Here is a 14,739-nt window from a genome sequence, read left to right on the forward strand (position 1 = left end):
CGGGATTTTCCTATTGATTGGCGCGCCTAAAACATGGAAATTTAGGCAAATAATATAAATCACCCCGAAGCGGGTACGGCCATGAGCGACAATCCCGATATCATTCACCCGCGTGCGCGGGTGTTCGGTGCATACTGGATGTCCCTGCCGAAGCGGGATTTCCTGCCGGACCGCGACCAGATCGACCTGCTGCAGCTGAAGGAGATCCTGCCCTCCTTCGTCATCCTGCAATATGAATCGCCGTCCATGGTCCGCTTCCGCCTGGCCGGCACGGACGAGGTCAGGCGCTATGGCTTCGAGATCACCGGCCGGAACTATCTGGATTTCGTGCCGGAAGAACGCCGGGCCCAGGCGGTGCAGACCTTCCAGACCATGCTGAACCATCCCTGCGGCACGCGGAACCTGATCGAAACCGTCACCTCCAGCGGCCGTATCGTGCTGAACGAGGCCATCGGCTATCCGGTGCGGGGCAGCGACGGGCGCGCCGACCAGATGATCTTCCAGAGCAACGACATCGAGGGCAGGCTGAAGCCCCATCAGCGCAAGGATGTGGTGGTCGAACACCGCCGCCTGCGCGAGCGCCGCTTCATCGATATCGGCGCCGGCGTGCCAAGCCTCGCCGCCTGACGCCAGCCTTTCACGGCACGCCGCTCAGCCTTGTTCCGGCGGCGTTTGATTTCCCAACAGCGAAGCCTCATACTGCGCGGCAAGGCTGAGAAAAATCAGCCATCGTAACCGCTTGGGAGGGTTTCATGGGTTCTGGCAGCCAGCCTTCGGCCGGCGCGCGTCGGCTTCGCTCGCAGCTCTGGTTCGATAATCCCGACAATCCCGGTATGACGGCGCTCTATCTGGAGCGGTACCTGAATTTCGGCCTGACGCGGGCGGAGCTGCAATCTGGCAAGCCGATCATCGGCATCGCCCAGACCGGCTCCGACCTGTCGCCCTGCAACCGCCACCACCTCGACCTCGCCAAGCGCGTCCGCGAGGGCATCAATGCCGCCGGCGGTGTGGCCTTCGAATTTCCGGTCCACCCGATCCAGGAGACCGGCAAGCGCCCGACCGCATCGCTGGACCGCAACCTCGCCTATCTTGGCCTTGTCGAGCTGTTGTATGGCTATCCGCTGGATGGCGTGGTGCTGACCACCGGCTGCGACAAGACCACACCGGCCTGCATCATGGCCGCCGCCACGGTGAACATTCCGGCCATCGTGCTGTCCGGCGGGCCGATGCTGAACGGTTGGTGGAAGGGCGAGCGCACCGGCAGCGGCACCATCGTCTGGAAGGCGCGCGAACGCCATGCGGCGGGCGAGATCGACTATGCGGAGTTCATGGATATCGTCTCCTCCTCCGCCCCGTCGGTCGGCCATTGCAACACGATGGGCACGGCCTCGACGATGAACGGGCTGGCCGAGGCGCTGGGCATGTCCCTGCCCGGCTGTGCCGCAATTCCCGCCCCCTACCGCGAGCGCGGGCAGATCGCCTACGAGACCGGGCTGCGCGCCGTGGAGATGGTGTGGGAGGATCTGAAACCGTCGGACATCCTGACGCGCGAGGCGTTCGAGAACGCCATCGTGGTGAACTCCGCCATCGGCGGTTCGACCAACGCGCCGATCCACATCAACGCGATTGCCCGGCATATCGGCGTGGAGCTGACCAACGACGACTGGGAGAAGATCGGCTACGACATTCCGCTGATCGTGAATTTGCAGCCCGCCGGCAAGTATCTGGGCGAGGAATTCCACCGTGCCGGTGGCATCCCCGCCGTGGTGAACGAGCTGATGAAGCACGGCAATATCCGCGAGAATGCCGTCACCGCCAACGGCAAACCCATCGGCGAGAACTGCCGGGGCCGCGAGCGCGAGGGGGATGATGTCATCCTGTCCTATGACACGCCGATGGTGGACAAGGCCGGCTTCCTGCATCTGCGCGGCAATTTGTTCGATTCAGCGATCATGAAGACCAGCGTGATCTCCGATGATTTCCGCAAGCGCTACCTCTCCAACCCGAAGGACCCCAATGCCTTCGAGGGTCGCGCCATCGTGTTCGAAGGGCCGGAGGATTATCACCACCGCATCGACGATGCATCGCTGAACATCGATGAAACCTGCCTGCTGTTCGTGCGCGGCACCGGCCCCATCGGCTATCCCGGCGGGGCGGAGGTGGTGAACATGCAGCCGCCGGCCGCCCTCATCAAACAGGGCATCCTGGCGCTGCCTTGCATCGGCGATGGCCGGCAGTCCGGCACCTCGGGCTCGCCCTCGATCCTGAACGCCGCACCGGAGGCCGCCCTGAATGGCGGGCTCGCCATCCTGCAGACCGGTGACCGGGTGCGCATCGACCTGAACAAGCGCACCGCCGATATCCTGATTTCCAGCGACGAGTATGAGAAACGCAGGGCCGACCTTGTGGCGAAGGGCGGCTTCCCGTTCCCCGACCACCAGACGCCCTGGCAGGAAATCCAGCGCTCCATGGTCGCCCAGTTCGACGAGGGCATGGTGCTGAAGCCGGCGGTGAAGTACCAGCGCGTCGCCCAGACCAAGGGCGTGGCCCGGGATAATCATTGATCCAAACCCTCTCCCCTTGCGGGAGAGGGTGCGAGCGCGAGCGAGCGGGTGAGGAGTACGGCACGGTCAGAGCGGTCACCCCTCACCCAGCCGAGTCTAGGCTCCTACGTCGCCAAACCTCGGCATCCCTCTCCCGCAAGGGGAGAGGGACAAAAAAACAAATCAGGGAGAGAGACTTCATGCGGATTCTGATTATCGGGGCGGGCGGCATGATCGGCCGCAAGCTGACGCAGCGGCTGATCGCGGACGGCAATCTTGGCGGCAGTGCCATCAGCCATCTGCATCTGGTGGATGTGTCAGCCCCCGAAAAGCCCGTCGCCGCCTTCACGGTGGAGGTGGAGCCGGCGGACCTGTCGCAGCCGACCGCCGCCGCACGCCTGATTGCCAGCCGGCCGGACGTGATCTTCCATCTCGCCGCCATCGTCTCCGGCGAGGCCGAGGCGGATTTCGAGAAGGGCTACCGCATCAACCTGGATGGCACGCGCTACCTGCTGGAGTCGATCCGCCGCACCGGCGGCACCGAGTACCGGCCGCGTCTGGTCTTCACCTCCTCTATCGCCGTGTTCGGCGCCCCCTTCCCCGAGGCGATCGGCGACGAGTTCCTGACCGCGCCGCTGACCAGCTACGGCACGCAGAAGGCCATCGGCGAGCTGCTGCTGGCGGATTTCACCCGCAAGGGTTTCGTGGACGGCATCGGCATCCGCCTGCCCACCATCTGCGTGCGGCCGGGTACGCCGAACAAGGCAGCGTCGGGCTTCTTCTCCAACATCATCCGCGAGCCGCTGGCCGGCAAGGAGGCGGTGCTGCCGGTTTCCGAGGAGGTGCGCCACTGGCACGCCAGCCCGCGCGCGGCCGTCGGCTTCCTGATGCATGCCGCGACCATCGATGGCGACAAGGTCGGCCCGCGCCGCAACCTGACCATGCCCGGCCTCTCCGCCACGGTCGGCGAGCAGATATCGGCGTTGCGGGCGGTTGCCGGCGAGAAGGCGGTGAAGCTGATCCGCCGCGAACCCGACCCGGTGATCCAGACCATCGTTGCCGGCTGGCCGCACAAGTTCGACGCGAAGCGCGCCCTGGCGCTGGGCTTCAAGGCCGAAAGCAGCTTCGAGGAGATCGTCCGCATCCATATCGAGGACGAACTGGGCGGAAAGGTTTGAGAAGAACGGCCAAGGTCTCATACGGTTTGTCTTATTCAACCTGAAAAGGAATCAGCTCCGCACACACACCTAATCCCCTTGCGCGAATTAGAAACGCCTTCTATGGTTTTCCCTAATAAAACAAAGCCTGCCTTGATGCAGGTGATGGGAGGGAAAGCATGGCGTCCGTGCAGATTCGGGACGTGCGAAAGGCCTTCGGCCCGGTCGAAGTGCTTCATGGTGTTTCCATTGACATAGAGGATGGGGAGTTCGTCATCCTCGTCGGCCCCTCGGGGTGCGGCAAATCCACATTGCTGCGGATGATCGCCGGGCTGGAGGGCATTTCCGGCGGCGAAATCCTGATCGGCGAACGTGTGGTGAACCATGTGCCGCCGAAGGAACGGGACATCGCCATGGTGTTCCAGAACTATGCCCTCTACCCGCACATGACGGTCGGCGAGAATATGGGCTTCTCGCTGAAGCTGCGCGGCGCACCGAGGGAGGAGTTCGACAGCCGGGTGAAGGTCGCGGCGGAGATTCTGGGCCTGACCAACCTGCTGGACCGCTATCCGCGCCAGTTGTCCGGCGGCCAGCGCCAGCGCGTCGCCATGGGCCGCGCCATCGTGCGCGACCCGCAGGTCTTCCTGTTCGACGAACCGCTGTCCAACCTGGATGCCAAGCTGCGCGTTGCCATGCGGACCGAGATCAAGGCGCTGCACCAGCGCCTCACCTCCACCACCGTCTATGTCACGCACGACCAGATCGAGGCCATGACCATGGCCGACAAGATCGTCGTCATGCATGATGGCATCGTCGAGCAGATCGGCGATCCGCTGGGCCTGTATGACCGGCCGGACAATCTGTTCGTCGCCGGCTTCATCGGCTCACCCGCCATGAACATGCTGCGCGGCCGCATTGAGGCGAATGGCAAGCTTTCCTTCGTCAGCGATGGCGGCATCCGCCTGCCGCTCGACAATGCCCCCGCCGCCGCGCATGGCCGCCCTGTCGTCTATGGCATCCGCCCGGAGCATCTGGTGCTGGCCGATGATGGCGCCGAGGCGACGGTGACGGTGATCGAGCCGACAGGGTCCGAAATTCAGGTGGTGGCCGACATGGGCGGCACCGAGATCATCGCCGTGTTCCGGGAGCGCCATGCCTTCCGGCCGGGCGAGCGGATCAAGGTCGCGCCGCAGCCGGGCCACACGCACCTGTTCGACGCGGAGACCGGCAACCGCCTCTGACGGACGGTTCGCCGCTGGCCCGGACAAGGGCCGAAACGGCCGGCGGAAAGCCGGACCGGCAAACAAGGGAGGAATGGGCAATGAGTTTTACCAGACGCGATCTGTTGAAGAGCAGCGCCGGCGTTGCTGTTGGCGTGGCGGGTGCTGGGCTGGTCGGGCCCGGCGGTGCCGCCGCCCAGGATATGAGCTTCAAGCCGGAGGCCGGGGCGACCCTGCGCGTGCTGCGCTGGCGCCGTTTCGTCGCCGGTGACGAGGAGCAGTGGGTCGCCAACACCAAGAAATTCACCGAGAAGACCGGTGTCGAGGTGCGCATCGACAATGAAAGCTGGGAAGATGTGCGCCCCAAGGCGGCGGTGGCGGCCAATGTCGGCTCCGGCCCGGACATCATCGTCGGCTGGTTCGACGACCCGCACCAGTATCCCGACAAGCTGGTCGATGTCAGCGACGTCGCCGAGTATCTCGGCAAGAAATATGGCGGCTGGTATCCGGTTGCCGAACGCTATGGCAAGAAGGACGGGCGCTGGATCGGCCTGCCGCTGGGCGCTGCGGGTGCGTGCATGGTGTACCGCAAGAGCTGGGTCCAGGAAGCCGGGTTCGAGAAGTTCCCGCAGGATTACCGCGAAGTGCTGAAATGCGCCAAGGCGCTGAAGGCCAAGGGCCACCCGATGGGCATGGCACTGGGCAATGCGGTCGGTGACGGCAATGGCTGGGTGCACACCATCCTGTGGGGCTTCGGCGGCAAGATGGTGAACGAGAATAACGAGGTCGTGCTGAACCGCGCGGAGACGGTCGCAGCCCTGGAATATGTGAAGGAGCTGTACGAGACCTTCATCCCCGGCACGCTGTCCTGGCTGGACTCGAACAACAACAAGGCCTTCCTGGCCGGCGAAATCGGTGCCACCAACAACGGCATCTCGGTCTATTACGCCGCCAAGACGTCCAAGGAAGACGCGATGAAGGCCGTGGCCGCCGACATCGAGCATGTGAACATGCCGATCGGCCCGGTGGGCAAGCCGACCGAGTTGCACCTGTTCACCCAGGCGATGCTGTTCAAGCACTCCAAATACCCGAATGCGGCGAAGGAATATCTGCGCTTCATGTGGGAGAAGGAGCAGTACGAGCCCTGGCAGCAGGCGGCCATCGGCTACATCACCCATCCGCTGGCGGCCTATGCATCGAACCCGATCTGGACCTCCGACCCGAAGCACACGCCCTACCGTGACTGCGTGAAGAACATGCAGTGGAACGGCTTTGCCGGCGATCTGGGCTATGCCTCGGCGGCGGCGATGGCGGACTACATCATCGTCAACATGTTCGCCGAGGTCTGTGCGGGCAACCAGACGCCGAAACAGGCGGCCGAACGCGCGGCCAAGCGCGCCGAGCGCTACTACCGCGTCTGATGCGTGACGGGGGCGGCGCTGTCCTTCAGGATAGCGCCGCTCCTGCCGCACGCTGCCTGCCCCAACGAACGGAGTCCGCATGGTCGCCGAGACACCCGCCGGAGCGCGCCACAACCGCTTCGCCAAGGCCGAGGACTTTCACGTGCCGCTGACCGCGCGGCTGATGAACAACCGCAACTTCCTGGCGATCTGGTTCATGCTACCGGCCGCCGCGATCCTGCTGCTGTTCCTCGCCTGGCCGCTGATCCTGGGCATCTACCTGTCGATGACCGACACCACCATCGGGCGGCGCGGCTATTTCATCGGGCTGGAGAATTTCGAGCTGCTGGCCGACGACCCGGTATTCTGGCTGTCGGTGTACAACACCTTCCTCTACACGCTGGTCGCCAGCATCCTGAAATTCGTGCTGGGGCTATGGCTGGCGCTCATCATCAACGAGCATCTGCCCTTCAAGGCCTTCCTGCGCGCCATCGTGCTGCTGCCCTGGATCGTGCCGACCGTGCTGTCAGCCATCGCCTTCTGGTGGATTTATGACGCGCAGTTCTCGGTGATTTCCTGGTCACTGCAGCGGATGGGGCTGATCGACGAATACATCAATTTCCTGGGCGACCCGGACAATGCCCGGGCCAGCGTGATTGCCGCCAACACCTGGCGCGGCATCCCCTTCGTCGCCATCACCCTGCTGGCAGGCCTGCAGACCATTCCGCAATCGCTGTACGAAGCGGCCACCATTGATGGCGCCAACAGCTGGCAGCGCTTCCGCTTCGTCACCTTTCCGATGCTGACGCCGATCATCGCGGTGGTGATGACCTTCTCCGTGCTGTTCACCTTCACCGACTTTCAGCTGATCTATGTGCTGACCCGTGGCGGGCCGCTGAACGCGACTCACCTGATGGCCACGCTGGGCTTCCAGCGCGCCATCCCCGGTGGCCAGCTTGGCGAGGGTGCAGCCATCGCGGTCGCCATGATCCCGTTCCTGCTGGCGGCCATCCTGTTCAGCTATTTCGGCCTGCAGCGCCGGCGCTGGCAGCAGGGTGGCAAGGATTGAGGGCGGCAAGGGGATTGAGGGCCATATCATGAGCACCGTGACAAACCGCCAGGCCGACCATGCCGGCACCGACATCGAGGCCCGTGAGGGCGGACGCTCCAGGGGGCCGGCACCAAATGAGGGGATGACCTATCTCTCCTCCATCCCGCGCCGGGTGGTGACGGTCTATATCCCGCTGCTGATCTTCCTGTTCGTGCTGCTGTTCCCGTTCTACTGGATGGCGATCACCACCTTCAAATCGAACGAGGAGCTGTACAATTTCCACGATTTCAGCCCGTTCTGGGTGGTGAACGCCACGCTGGCCAATGTCGAGAAGCTGTTCTTCGACACCAGCTACCCGGTCTGGCTGTGGAACACCATGCTGGTCTCCACCGTGGCGACCTTCCTGTCACTGTTCTGCGCGGTGTGCGCCGCCTATGCCATCGAGCGGCTGCGCTTCTCCGGCGCGCGTGTCGTCGGGCTGGCGATCTTCCTCGCCTATCTGGTGCCGCCCTCGATCCTGTTCATCCCGCTGGCCACGATGGTGTTCTCCTACGGGCTGTTCGACACCAACTGGGCGCTGATCCTGACATACCCGACCTTCCTGATTCCGTTCTGCACCTGGCTGCTGATGGGCTATTTCCGCTCCATCCCCTACGAGCTGGAGGAATGCGCGCTGATCGACGGCGCCTCACGCCTGCAGATCCTGGTCCGGATCATCCTGCCGCTGTCCGTCCCGGGGCTGATCTCGGCCGGCATCTTCGCCTTCACCCTGTCCTGGAACGAGTTCATCTACGCCCTGACCTTCATCTCCTCCTCGGAGAACAAGACGGTGCCGGTCGGCGTGGTGACGGAACTGGTGGAAGGCGATGTCTATCACTGGGGCTCGCTGATGGCGGGCGCCTTGCTCGGATCGCTTCCTGTCGCCATTCTGTATTCCTTCTTCGTGGAGCATTACGTCTCCTCGATGACAGGTGCCGTTAAGGAATAAGAACAGCGACAGCGGAGGAAGCTTTCCCATGAACCAGATCGATCTGAAGGGCCGCCGGGCCGTGGTCACCGGCGGCGCGCAGGGCATCGGCCTTGCGATCACGAAGCGCCTGCTGCTCTCAGGCGCCTCGGTGGCGGTCTGGGATGCCGATGCGGGCGTCACCAGGAAGGCGCTGGAAGAACTGTCGGGCCAGACCATCGGCGTACCGGTGGACGTGACCGACTATGACGCGGTGGCGACAGCGGAGAAGAAGACCGTCGAAGCGCTGGGCGGCATCGACATCCTGGTCTGCAATGCCGGGATCGCCGGCATGAACACCACTGTCACCGAATACCCGGTCGAGGAGTGGAAACGGGTCATCGATATCGACCTGAACGGCGTGTTCCATTGCTGCAAGGCCGTGGTGCCCGGCATGGTCGCCCGCGGCTATGGCCGCATCGTGAATACTGCCTCCATCGCCGGCAAGGAGGGCAACCCCAATGCCGGCGCCTATTCGGCGGCGAAGGCCGGCGTCATCGCGCTGACCAAATCGCTGGGCAAGGAACTGGCCAGCCACGACATCGCCGTGAACTGCATCACGCCCGCTGCCGCGAAGACGCGCATCTTCGACCAGATGACCCAGACCCATATCGACTACATGCTGCAGAAGATCCCGCGCGGCCGCTTCGTGCAGGTGGAGGAGATCGCCTCCATGGTCGCCTGGCTGGCCTCGGCCGAAAATTCCTTCACCACCGGCGCGGTCTTCGACCTGTCCGGCGGGCGGGCGACTTATTGAGAAGGGGGAAAAAATGCCAAGTGATGCGTATCTAATTGTAAAGAATGAATCTGAAAAATTCCTCAAAGAAAATAAAGCAATAGATAAATCAAGTTCGAAAAAATACTTCGAAATTCTTTACCATATTCAAAAATTAATAAGTGAAAATAAAATTAAAATCAATATATCTAATTCGACAATTGCCCAATACATCAGTCACGCCGCAAATAATGATCCAGATTCATATGTAACTAGCAACAAAAGAAGGGGAGGTTACTGGTATCAAAAACCAGAGGCAACACATGATAAAATTGATGAAGAAGAAAAAATAAAAACTACAAGAGGTCAATTTACTTTTAAAGAAATAGATTTATATGAACTCATTGAGATATGGCTTCAAACAAAAGGATATATATCCAAGGATAAATCAAAGATGAAATCCGGTGGAAAGTGGGGAAATCCTGATATAATCGGGATAGAAAGGATTGAAGTTTTTGGTTCAGTACAAATTGAACTCGTATCATGTGAAGTTAAAATTAGAGAAAATAACTGGAAACAAGATATTTTTCAGGCTATATCCCACAAAAGATTCTGTAACCGATCATGGTTTTGTTATCGCATAAAAGAAGAAGATGAACCAATTCCTGAAGAAATAGAATCATATTCTGAAAAATATAGAGTTGGCGTATGTCAAATATTTATAAAAGATAATAATGTAGAGAAACTAAAGAAAAATCCTGAAAAATATCTAGAAAGAGTAATTGAAAAAATACCAGCACCTTACGATCACGTTCGCCTAAAAGAGCAATATAATTTTATTGAACGAATAGGTGTAACAACCACAATTTCATTTGAATGATCTGGGGCTAAATCAATATTATTTTGTAATAAAAAGGTAAGAACGTCTAAAATTTAGCCGATTCCGCAAACAATAATGAGCGCCCCGCAGCCATGCGTCTGCCTTGACCCTTGGCTTCGCCTGTCAGGGCTACTAACATCCGCCCGCAAGAGCGACATATCGGACCGGACATACCCGGTCCGACCGATCCGAAGCACAGGAGAGACGCCATGTATCCCGAGGTTTCCCTTTATATCGACGGCAAATGGTGCAAGGGCGCCACGGGCCGCAGCGAACCCGTCCTGAACCCGGCAACTGAGGAGCAGATCGGCACCGTGCCGCATGCCGACAAGGCCGACCTGGACCGCGCGCTGGCCGCCGCCGAGAAGGGCTTCGAGCAGTGGAAGAAAGTGTCGGCCTATGATCGCTACAAGATCATGCGAAAGGCCGCCGATATCCTGCGCAGCCGCGCCGACGAGATCGCCAAGGTGATGACCCTGGAGCAGGGCAAGCCGGTCGCGCAGGCGAAGATGGAGACCCTGGCCGGCGGCGATATCATCGACTGGTTCGCCGAGGAGGCGCGCCGCGCCTATGGCCGCGTCATCCCGGCCCGCGCCGATGGCATCTACCAGCTGGTGATCAAGGAGCCGGTCGGCCCCGTCGCCGCCTTCACGCCCTGGAACTTCCCGATCAACCAGGCGGTGCGCAAGATTTCCGGCGCCATCGCGGCGGGTTGCTCGATCATCATCAAGGGCCCGGAAGAGACCCCGGCCTCCTGCATGGAGCTGATCCGCGCCTATATCGATGCTGGCGTGCCGGCGGGCGTCATCAACCTGGTCTATGGCGTGCCGTCCGAGGTGTCGGAATATCTGATCCCGCACCCGATCATCAAGAAGGTGACCTTCACCGGCTCCACCGCCGTCGGCAAGCAGCTGGCCGGCCTGGCGGGCCTGCACATGAAGCGCGTCACCATGGAGCTGGGCGGCCATGCGCCGGCCATCGTGTTCGAGGATGCCGACCTCGACACCGCGGTGAAGATCCTGGGCGTGAACAAGTTCCGCAATGGCGGGCAGGTCTGCGTCTCCCCCACCCGCTTCCTGGTGCATGAATCGCTGTACGGCAAATTCGTCGATGCCTTCACCACCATCGCCAAGAACACCAAGGTCGGCAACGGCCTGGAGGATGGCGTGGAGATGGGCCCGCTGGCCAATGGCCGCCGCGTGACCGCCATGGAAGGCTTCGTCGCCGACGCCGTCTCCAAGGGTGCCACGGTGAAGACCGGCGGCAAGCGCATCGGCAACAAGGGCTATTTCTTCGAGCCGACAGTGCTGACCGACGTGCCGGACGATGCCCGCATCCTGCATGAGGAGCCGTTCGGCCCGGTCGCCCCGATCATGCCGTTCAGCAGCTTCGACGAGGTGGTGAAGGAAGCCAACCGCCTGCCCTACGGCCTGGCGGCCTATGCCTACACCAACTCCGCCAAGACCGCGAACGCCATCGGCGCGGCGGTCGAGAGCGGCATGGTGTCGATCAACCATCATGGCCTGGCCCTGCCGGAAGTGCCGTTCGGCGGCATCAAGGACAGCGGCTATGGCAGCGAGGGCGGCTCGGAAGCCATCGAGGCGTACCTGAACACCAAGTTCGTCACGCAAGCTGGCCTGTAAGCCAGTCCTGCCGTAACGGCAAGAAAGAAGGCCGTCACCCTCGCGGGTGGCGGCCTTTTTCGTTCCGCTGCGGATCAGGGCTAGATGATCGCGTGGCGCACCCTGGCGGAGACATATTCGCTCAACACCACCGTGCCGAGGATGACGATGAAGATCAGCGTCACCTGTGGCCAGGCCAGCACGTTCAGCGAGGATTGCAGCTGCAATCCGATGCCGCCGGCGCCGACCAGCCCCAGCACCGTCGATTCGCGGATGTTGATGTCCCAGCGGAACACCGAGATGCCGGCGAAGGCGGGCATGATCTGCGGCACCACGCCATAGGTCAGCACCTGCGCGCGGGATGCCCCGGTGGCGCGGATCGCCTCCACCTGCTTCTCGTCGATCTCCTCGATGGCTTCATAGAGCAGCTTGCCGACGAAGCCGATGGAGCGTAGCGCGATGGCGATGATGCCGGCCAGGATGCCCGGCCCGATGATGGAAACCAGCAGCAGTGCCCAGATCAGCGAGTTGATCGACCGCGACGACACGATGATCAGCAGCGCCAGCGGCCGCAGGAAGGTGGCGCTGGGCGTGGTGTTGCGCGCCGCCATGAAAGCTACCGGCACGGCCATGACGATGCCCGCAAGCGTGCCCAGCGTGGCGATGTTCAGCGTGTCCCACAGCGGCCACCAGAGCTGATCCATATAGCTCCAGCGTGGCGGCACCATGCGGCCAAACAGGTCACCGGCCTGGCGCGGCGCATCCCAGAAGAAGGCCCAGATGGTGGTCTGGGTCATCAGTTCCCAGCAATAGACGAACAGCGCCACACCGGCCAGCCAGCCGGCCCAGATGGCCAGCTGTTGCGGCGTCGTGCGCAGCGCCCATTCCGGCTTGCCGTTCCGTTCCGTCACCGGCATGTCACTGAATCCACTTGCGGATATAGCTGGAGGAATATTCGGCGGCCATGACAATCGCGATGATGAGGATCAGCACGGCGGCAGCCGAATCGAATTCGTAGCGATCAATGGCCGTGTTCAGCGTCGCACCGATACCGCCGGCGCCGACGATGCCGATCACTGCCGATTCCCGGAAATTGATGTCCAGCCGATACAGGCACAGGCCGATCAGCCGCGGCATGACCTGCGGCTGGATGCCGTAATTCAGCCACTGGAACCAGCTGCCGCCGGTGGCGCGGATGGCCTCGGCCGGGGCCGGGTCGATATCCTCGATATCCTCGGCCAGCAGCTTCGACAGGAAGCCGATGGTGGCGAAGGACAGGGTGATGAAGCCGGCCAGCGGCCCGAAGCCAACCAGCGCCACCAGCACGATGGCGATGATGACTTCCTGGAAGCTGCGCGACACGGCGATGATCGACCGGCAGGCGTAATAGATCCAGCGCGGGGCGACATTGCGCGCCGCGCCGATGCCGATGGGTACGGACAGCAGGATGCCGGCCGCCGTGGAGGTGACGGTCATCGTCAGGCTTTCCACCATGCCATCGACGATGTCACCCCAGCGGCTGGTGAAATCGGGGGCCAGGAAGCCCTTGATGAAGGCCCAGCCGCGGTCCAGCCCTTCATAGATGCGCAGCCAGTTCACCTCGACACTGCCGACGGCCAGTACGAGATAGGCCAGCGACCCGATAATCAGGCTCCAGCGCAACAGCGGATTGGCGATCAGCGGCGGCCGGCGCCAGACCCGGCCGGCAGCGGCGGCGCCAGAGGGGGAGGCGAGGCTCATACCGCCCCCGCCAGGCGTTCTTCATCGAGGCGCTGCTCGCTGTCCTCATCCTCGGAGTCGCGCTGGTTGGCGAGTGTCCAGTCCTCCTCGCCATAGATTTCCGTCAGCACGGCATCGGTCAGCCCTTCCGGCGGCCCGTCATACACGATTTCGCCGGCGCGCAGCCCCACGATGCGCTGGGCGAACATCTGCGCCAGCGGCACGTCGTGGATGTTGATGATGGCGGCGAGGTCGCGCTCGGCGCAGATTTCGCAGATCAGCCGCATGATCTGGCGCGATGTCTTGGGGTCCAGGCTGGCGGTGGGTTCGTCCACCAGCAAGATGTCGGGGTTCTGAAGCAGCGCCCGGGCGATGCCGACGCGCTGGCGTTGGCCGCCGGACAGGGCGTCGGCGCGCTTGTCCACATGGTCGAGCAGCCCTACCCGCTCCAGCGTCTGGAAGGCCTGATCCACTGCTTCCTGTGGGAAGCGTCGGAAATAGCTGCGCCAGAATCCGACATAGCCCAACTGACCGGAGAGCACATTCTCCATCACCGTCAGCCGCTCCACGAGCGCATATTCCTGGAAGATCATCCCCATGCGCCGGCGCAGGCGCCGCAAGGCCCCGCTGCCCTTGCCGGTAATTTCCTCGCCGGCCAGGAAGACGTGCCCGTCGGTCGGCTCGACCAGCCGGTTTACGCAGCGGATCAGCGTCGATTTACCGGCGCCGGACGGGCCGATCAGCGCCATCACCTGCCCGGCGGGCACCTCGATGGAGACGCCTTTCAGCGCATGATCGCCGGTCTTGTAGCGCTTGCTCAGGCCCTGGATTTTCAGCATGAGACGTCCCTTATGCCCGCAAAAATCGGAAAGGGAGGCGGCGCCAGGCCGCCTCCCTTATGTCAGCGATCGGATATGCTTACTTGCAGGCGTAGCTCACGCCCATCGCCTGATCGATCTTGCGGACCACTTCCCAATGACCCTTGTAGGTGATCGGGATGAACTTGGCCTCGCCGGACTTCTCGAACTCCTTCTTCAGGTCCGAGCCTTCCCATTCGAAGGTGGCGAAGGCCTGCTTCACCTTTTCCGCCAGTTCCGGCTTCAGATTGTAGACATGGCCATAACCGGTGGTCGGGAAGGTCTGCGACTTGTAGATCGTCTTCACCTGATCGGCCTTGATGACGCCGCGCTCGATCATGCGCTTCATCACCGAGTTGGCGATGGCGGCAGCGTCGTAATCCTTGTTGGCGACGCCCAGGATCGAATTGTCATGCTTGCCGGAGAAGGCGGTCTTGAACTCCTTGCCGGCCTCCATCTTGAACTCGGCGCGTTGCTGGGCGGACGGTGCCTTGAAGCCGGAGTTCGAGGTCTCGGAGGTAAAGGCCATGGTGCGGCCCTTGATATCCTCGACCTTTTCGATGCCGCTG

14 protein-coding genes are annotated in these 14,739 nt (G+C 62.1%); 10 read left to right on the forward strand and 4 right to left on the reverse strand.

Annotation, left to right across the window (positions count from 1 at the left end; translation table 11 throughout):
- The first annotated feature begins 81 nt into the window (after positions 1-81).
- The 10 genes from MK313_RS10445 (at position 82) to MK313_RS10490 (ending at position 11,615) form a co-directional block, all read left to right on the forward strand.
- On the forward strand, positions 82-627 hold the full coding sequence (locus tag MK313_RS10445) for a PAS domain-containing protein (RefSeq protein ID WP_121218784.1): 546 nt from the start codon (positions 82-84) through the stop codon (positions 625-627).
- A 125-nt stretch (positions 628-752) separates the two neighbouring features.
- Positions 753-2,564, forward strand: coding sequence for an IlvD/Edd family dehydratase (locus tag MK313_RS10450; protein ID WP_287781408.1), 1,812 nt, complete (start codon positions 753-755; stop codon positions 2,562-2,564).
- A 179-nt stretch (positions 2,565-2,743) separates the two neighbouring features.
- Entirely contained in the window at positions 2,744-3,721 is a 978-nt protein-coding gene (gene denD, locus MK313_RS10455) for a D-erythronate dehydrogenase (RefSeq protein WP_287781410.1), read from the forward strand.
- A 158-nt stretch (positions 3,722-3,879) separates the two neighbouring features.
- Positions 3,880-4,941: an ABC transporter ATP-binding protein gene (locus tag MK313_RS10460; RefSeq protein WP_287781412.1), complete on the forward strand. Its 1,062-nt coding sequence runs from the start codon at positions 3,880-3,882 to the stop codon at positions 4,939-4,941.
- Between the two features lie 80 nt (positions 4,942-5,021).
- Positions 5,022-6,341 (forward strand): ABC transporter substrate-binding protein, encoded by a 1,320-nt coding sequence (locus MK313_RS10465; protein WP_287781414.1) that lies wholly within the window; start codon positions 5,022-5,024, stop codon positions 6,339-6,341.
- A gap of 79 nt (positions 6,342-6,420) precedes the next feature.
- Positions 6,421-7,389 carry a carbohydrate ABC transporter permease gene (locus tag MK313_RS10470; protein WP_008945520.1) on the forward strand — a complete coding sequence of 323 codons (969 nt, stop codon included), beginning with the start codon at positions 6,421-6,423 and terminating at the stop codon, positions 7,387-7,389.
- A 28-nt stretch (positions 7,390-7,417) separates the two neighbouring features.
- A complete protein-coding gene (locus MK313_RS10475) occupies positions 7,418-8,359 on the forward strand; it encodes a carbohydrate ABC transporter permease (protein WP_220660223.1) in 942 nt (313 codons plus the stop codon).
- 28 nt (positions 8,360-8,387) lie between these two features.
- Positions 8,388-9,134, forward strand: a complete 747-nt coding sequence (locus MK313_RS10480) for an SDR family NAD(P)-dependent oxidoreductase (RefSeq protein ID WP_287781417.1) — start codon at positions 8,388-8,390, stop codon at positions 9,132-9,134.
- A 13-nt stretch (positions 9,135-9,147) separates the two neighbouring features.
- Positions 9,148-9,972: a hypothetical protein gene (locus MK313_RS10485; protein WP_287781418.1), complete on the forward strand. Its 825-nt coding sequence runs from the start codon at positions 9,148-9,150 to the stop codon at positions 9,970-9,972.
- A gap of 209 nt (positions 9,973-10,181) precedes the next feature.
- Complete coding sequence (locus tag MK313_RS10490; protein WP_287781420.1) at positions 10,182-11,615, forward strand: NAD-dependent succinate-semialdehyde dehydrogenase; 1,434 nt, start codon at positions 10,182-10,184, stop codon at positions 11,613-11,615.
- An 80-nt stretch (positions 11,616-11,695) separates the two neighbouring features.
- On the opposite strand, the gene phnE (MK313_RS10495) is transcribed toward MK313_RS10490, so the two are convergent.
- From phnE (MK313_RS10495) to phnD, 4 genes are all read right to left on the reverse strand, one after another.
- On the reverse strand, positions 11,696-12,511 hold the full coding sequence (gene phnE / locus MK313_RS10495; RefSeq protein WP_121218796.1) for a phosphonate ABC transporter, permease protein PhnE: 816 nt from the start codon (positions 12,509-12,511) through the stop codon (positions 11,696-11,698).
- Position 12,512: 1 nt separating this feature from the next.
- On the reverse strand, positions 12,513-13,334 hold the full coding sequence (gene phnE, locus MK313_RS10500; RefSeq protein WP_121218798.1) for a phosphonate ABC transporter, permease protein PhnE: 822 nt from the start codon (positions 13,332-13,334) through the stop codon (positions 12,513-12,515).
- A complete protein-coding gene (gene phnC, locus MK313_RS10505) occupies positions 13,331-14,152 on the reverse strand; it encodes a phosphonate ABC transporter ATP-binding protein (RefSeq protein ID WP_008945526.1) in 822 nt (273 codons plus the stop codon). The genes phnE (MK313_RS10500) and phnC overlap by 4 nt, the downstream gene beginning before the upstream one ends.
- A 79-nt stretch (positions 14,153-14,231) precedes the next feature.
- A partial coding sequence (gene phnD / locus MK313_RS10510; protein ID WP_287781423.1) for a phosphate/phosphite/phosphonate ABC transporter substrate-binding protein occupies positions 14,232-14,739 on the reverse strand: 508 nt, incomplete at its 5' end.

Origin of the sequence: Oceanibaculum sp., from assembly GCF_022449305.1 — a bacterium.
GTDB lineage: Bacteria > Pseudomonadota > Alphaproteobacteria > Oceanibaculales > Oceanibaculaceae > Oceanibaculum > Oceanibaculum indicum.

What these genes read in the sequence shown, in the direction of transcription:
- MK313_RS10480 (WP_287781417.1), top strand. Translation starts at nt 8,388, where the DNA reads ATGAACCAGATCGATCTGAAGGGCCGCCGGGCCGTGGTCACCGGCGGC.
- MK313_RS10475 (WP_220660223.1), top strand. Translation starts at nt 7,418, where the DNA reads ATGAGCACCGTGACAAACCGCCAGGCCGACCATGCCGGCACCGACATC.
- MK313_RS10465 (WP_287781414.1), top strand. Translation starts at nt 5,022, where the DNA reads ATGAGTTTTACCAGACGCGATCTGTTGAAGAGCAGCGCCGGCGTTGCT.
- phnE (WP_121218796.1), bottom strand. Translation starts at nt 12,511, where the DNA reads ATGCCGGTGACGGAACGGAACGGCAAGCCGGAATGGGCGCTGCGCACG.
- MK313_RS10445 (WP_121218784.1), top strand. Translation starts at nt 82, where the DNA reads ATGAGCGACAATCCCGATATCATTCACCCGCGTGCGCGGGTGTTCGGT.
- MK313_RS10460 (WP_287781412.1), top strand. Translation starts at nt 3,880, where the DNA reads ATGGCGTCCGTGCAGATTCGGGACGTGCGAAAGGCCTTCGGCCCGGTC.
- phnE (WP_121218798.1), bottom strand. Translation starts at nt 13,334, where the DNA reads ATGAGCCTCGCCTCCCCCTCTGGCGCCGCCGCTGCCGGCCGGGTCTGG.
- MK313_RS10490 (WP_287781420.1), top strand. Translation starts at nt 10,182, where the DNA reads ATGTATCCCGAGGTTTCCCTTTATATCGACGGCAAATGGTGCAAGGGC.
- MK313_RS10450 (WP_287781408.1), top strand. Translation starts at nt 753, where the DNA reads ATGGGTTCTGGCAGCCAGCCTTCGGCCGGCGCGCGTCGGCTTCGCTCG.
- MK313_RS10470 (WP_008945520.1), top strand. Translation starts at nt 6,421, where the DNA reads ATGGTCGCCGAGACACCCGCCGGAGCGCGCCACAACCGCTTCGCCAAG.
- phnC (WP_008945526.1), bottom strand. Translation starts at nt 14,152, where the DNA reads ATGCTGAAAATCCAGGGCCTGAGCAAGCGCTACAAGACCGGCGATCAT.
- denD (WP_287781410.1), top strand. Translation starts at nt 2,744, where the DNA reads ATGCGGATTCTGATTATCGGGGCGGGCGGCATGATCGGCCGCAAGCTG.
- MK313_RS10485 (WP_287781418.1), top strand. Translation starts at nt 9,148, where the DNA reads ATGCCAAGTGATGCGTATCTAATTGTAAAGAATGAATCTGAAAAATTC.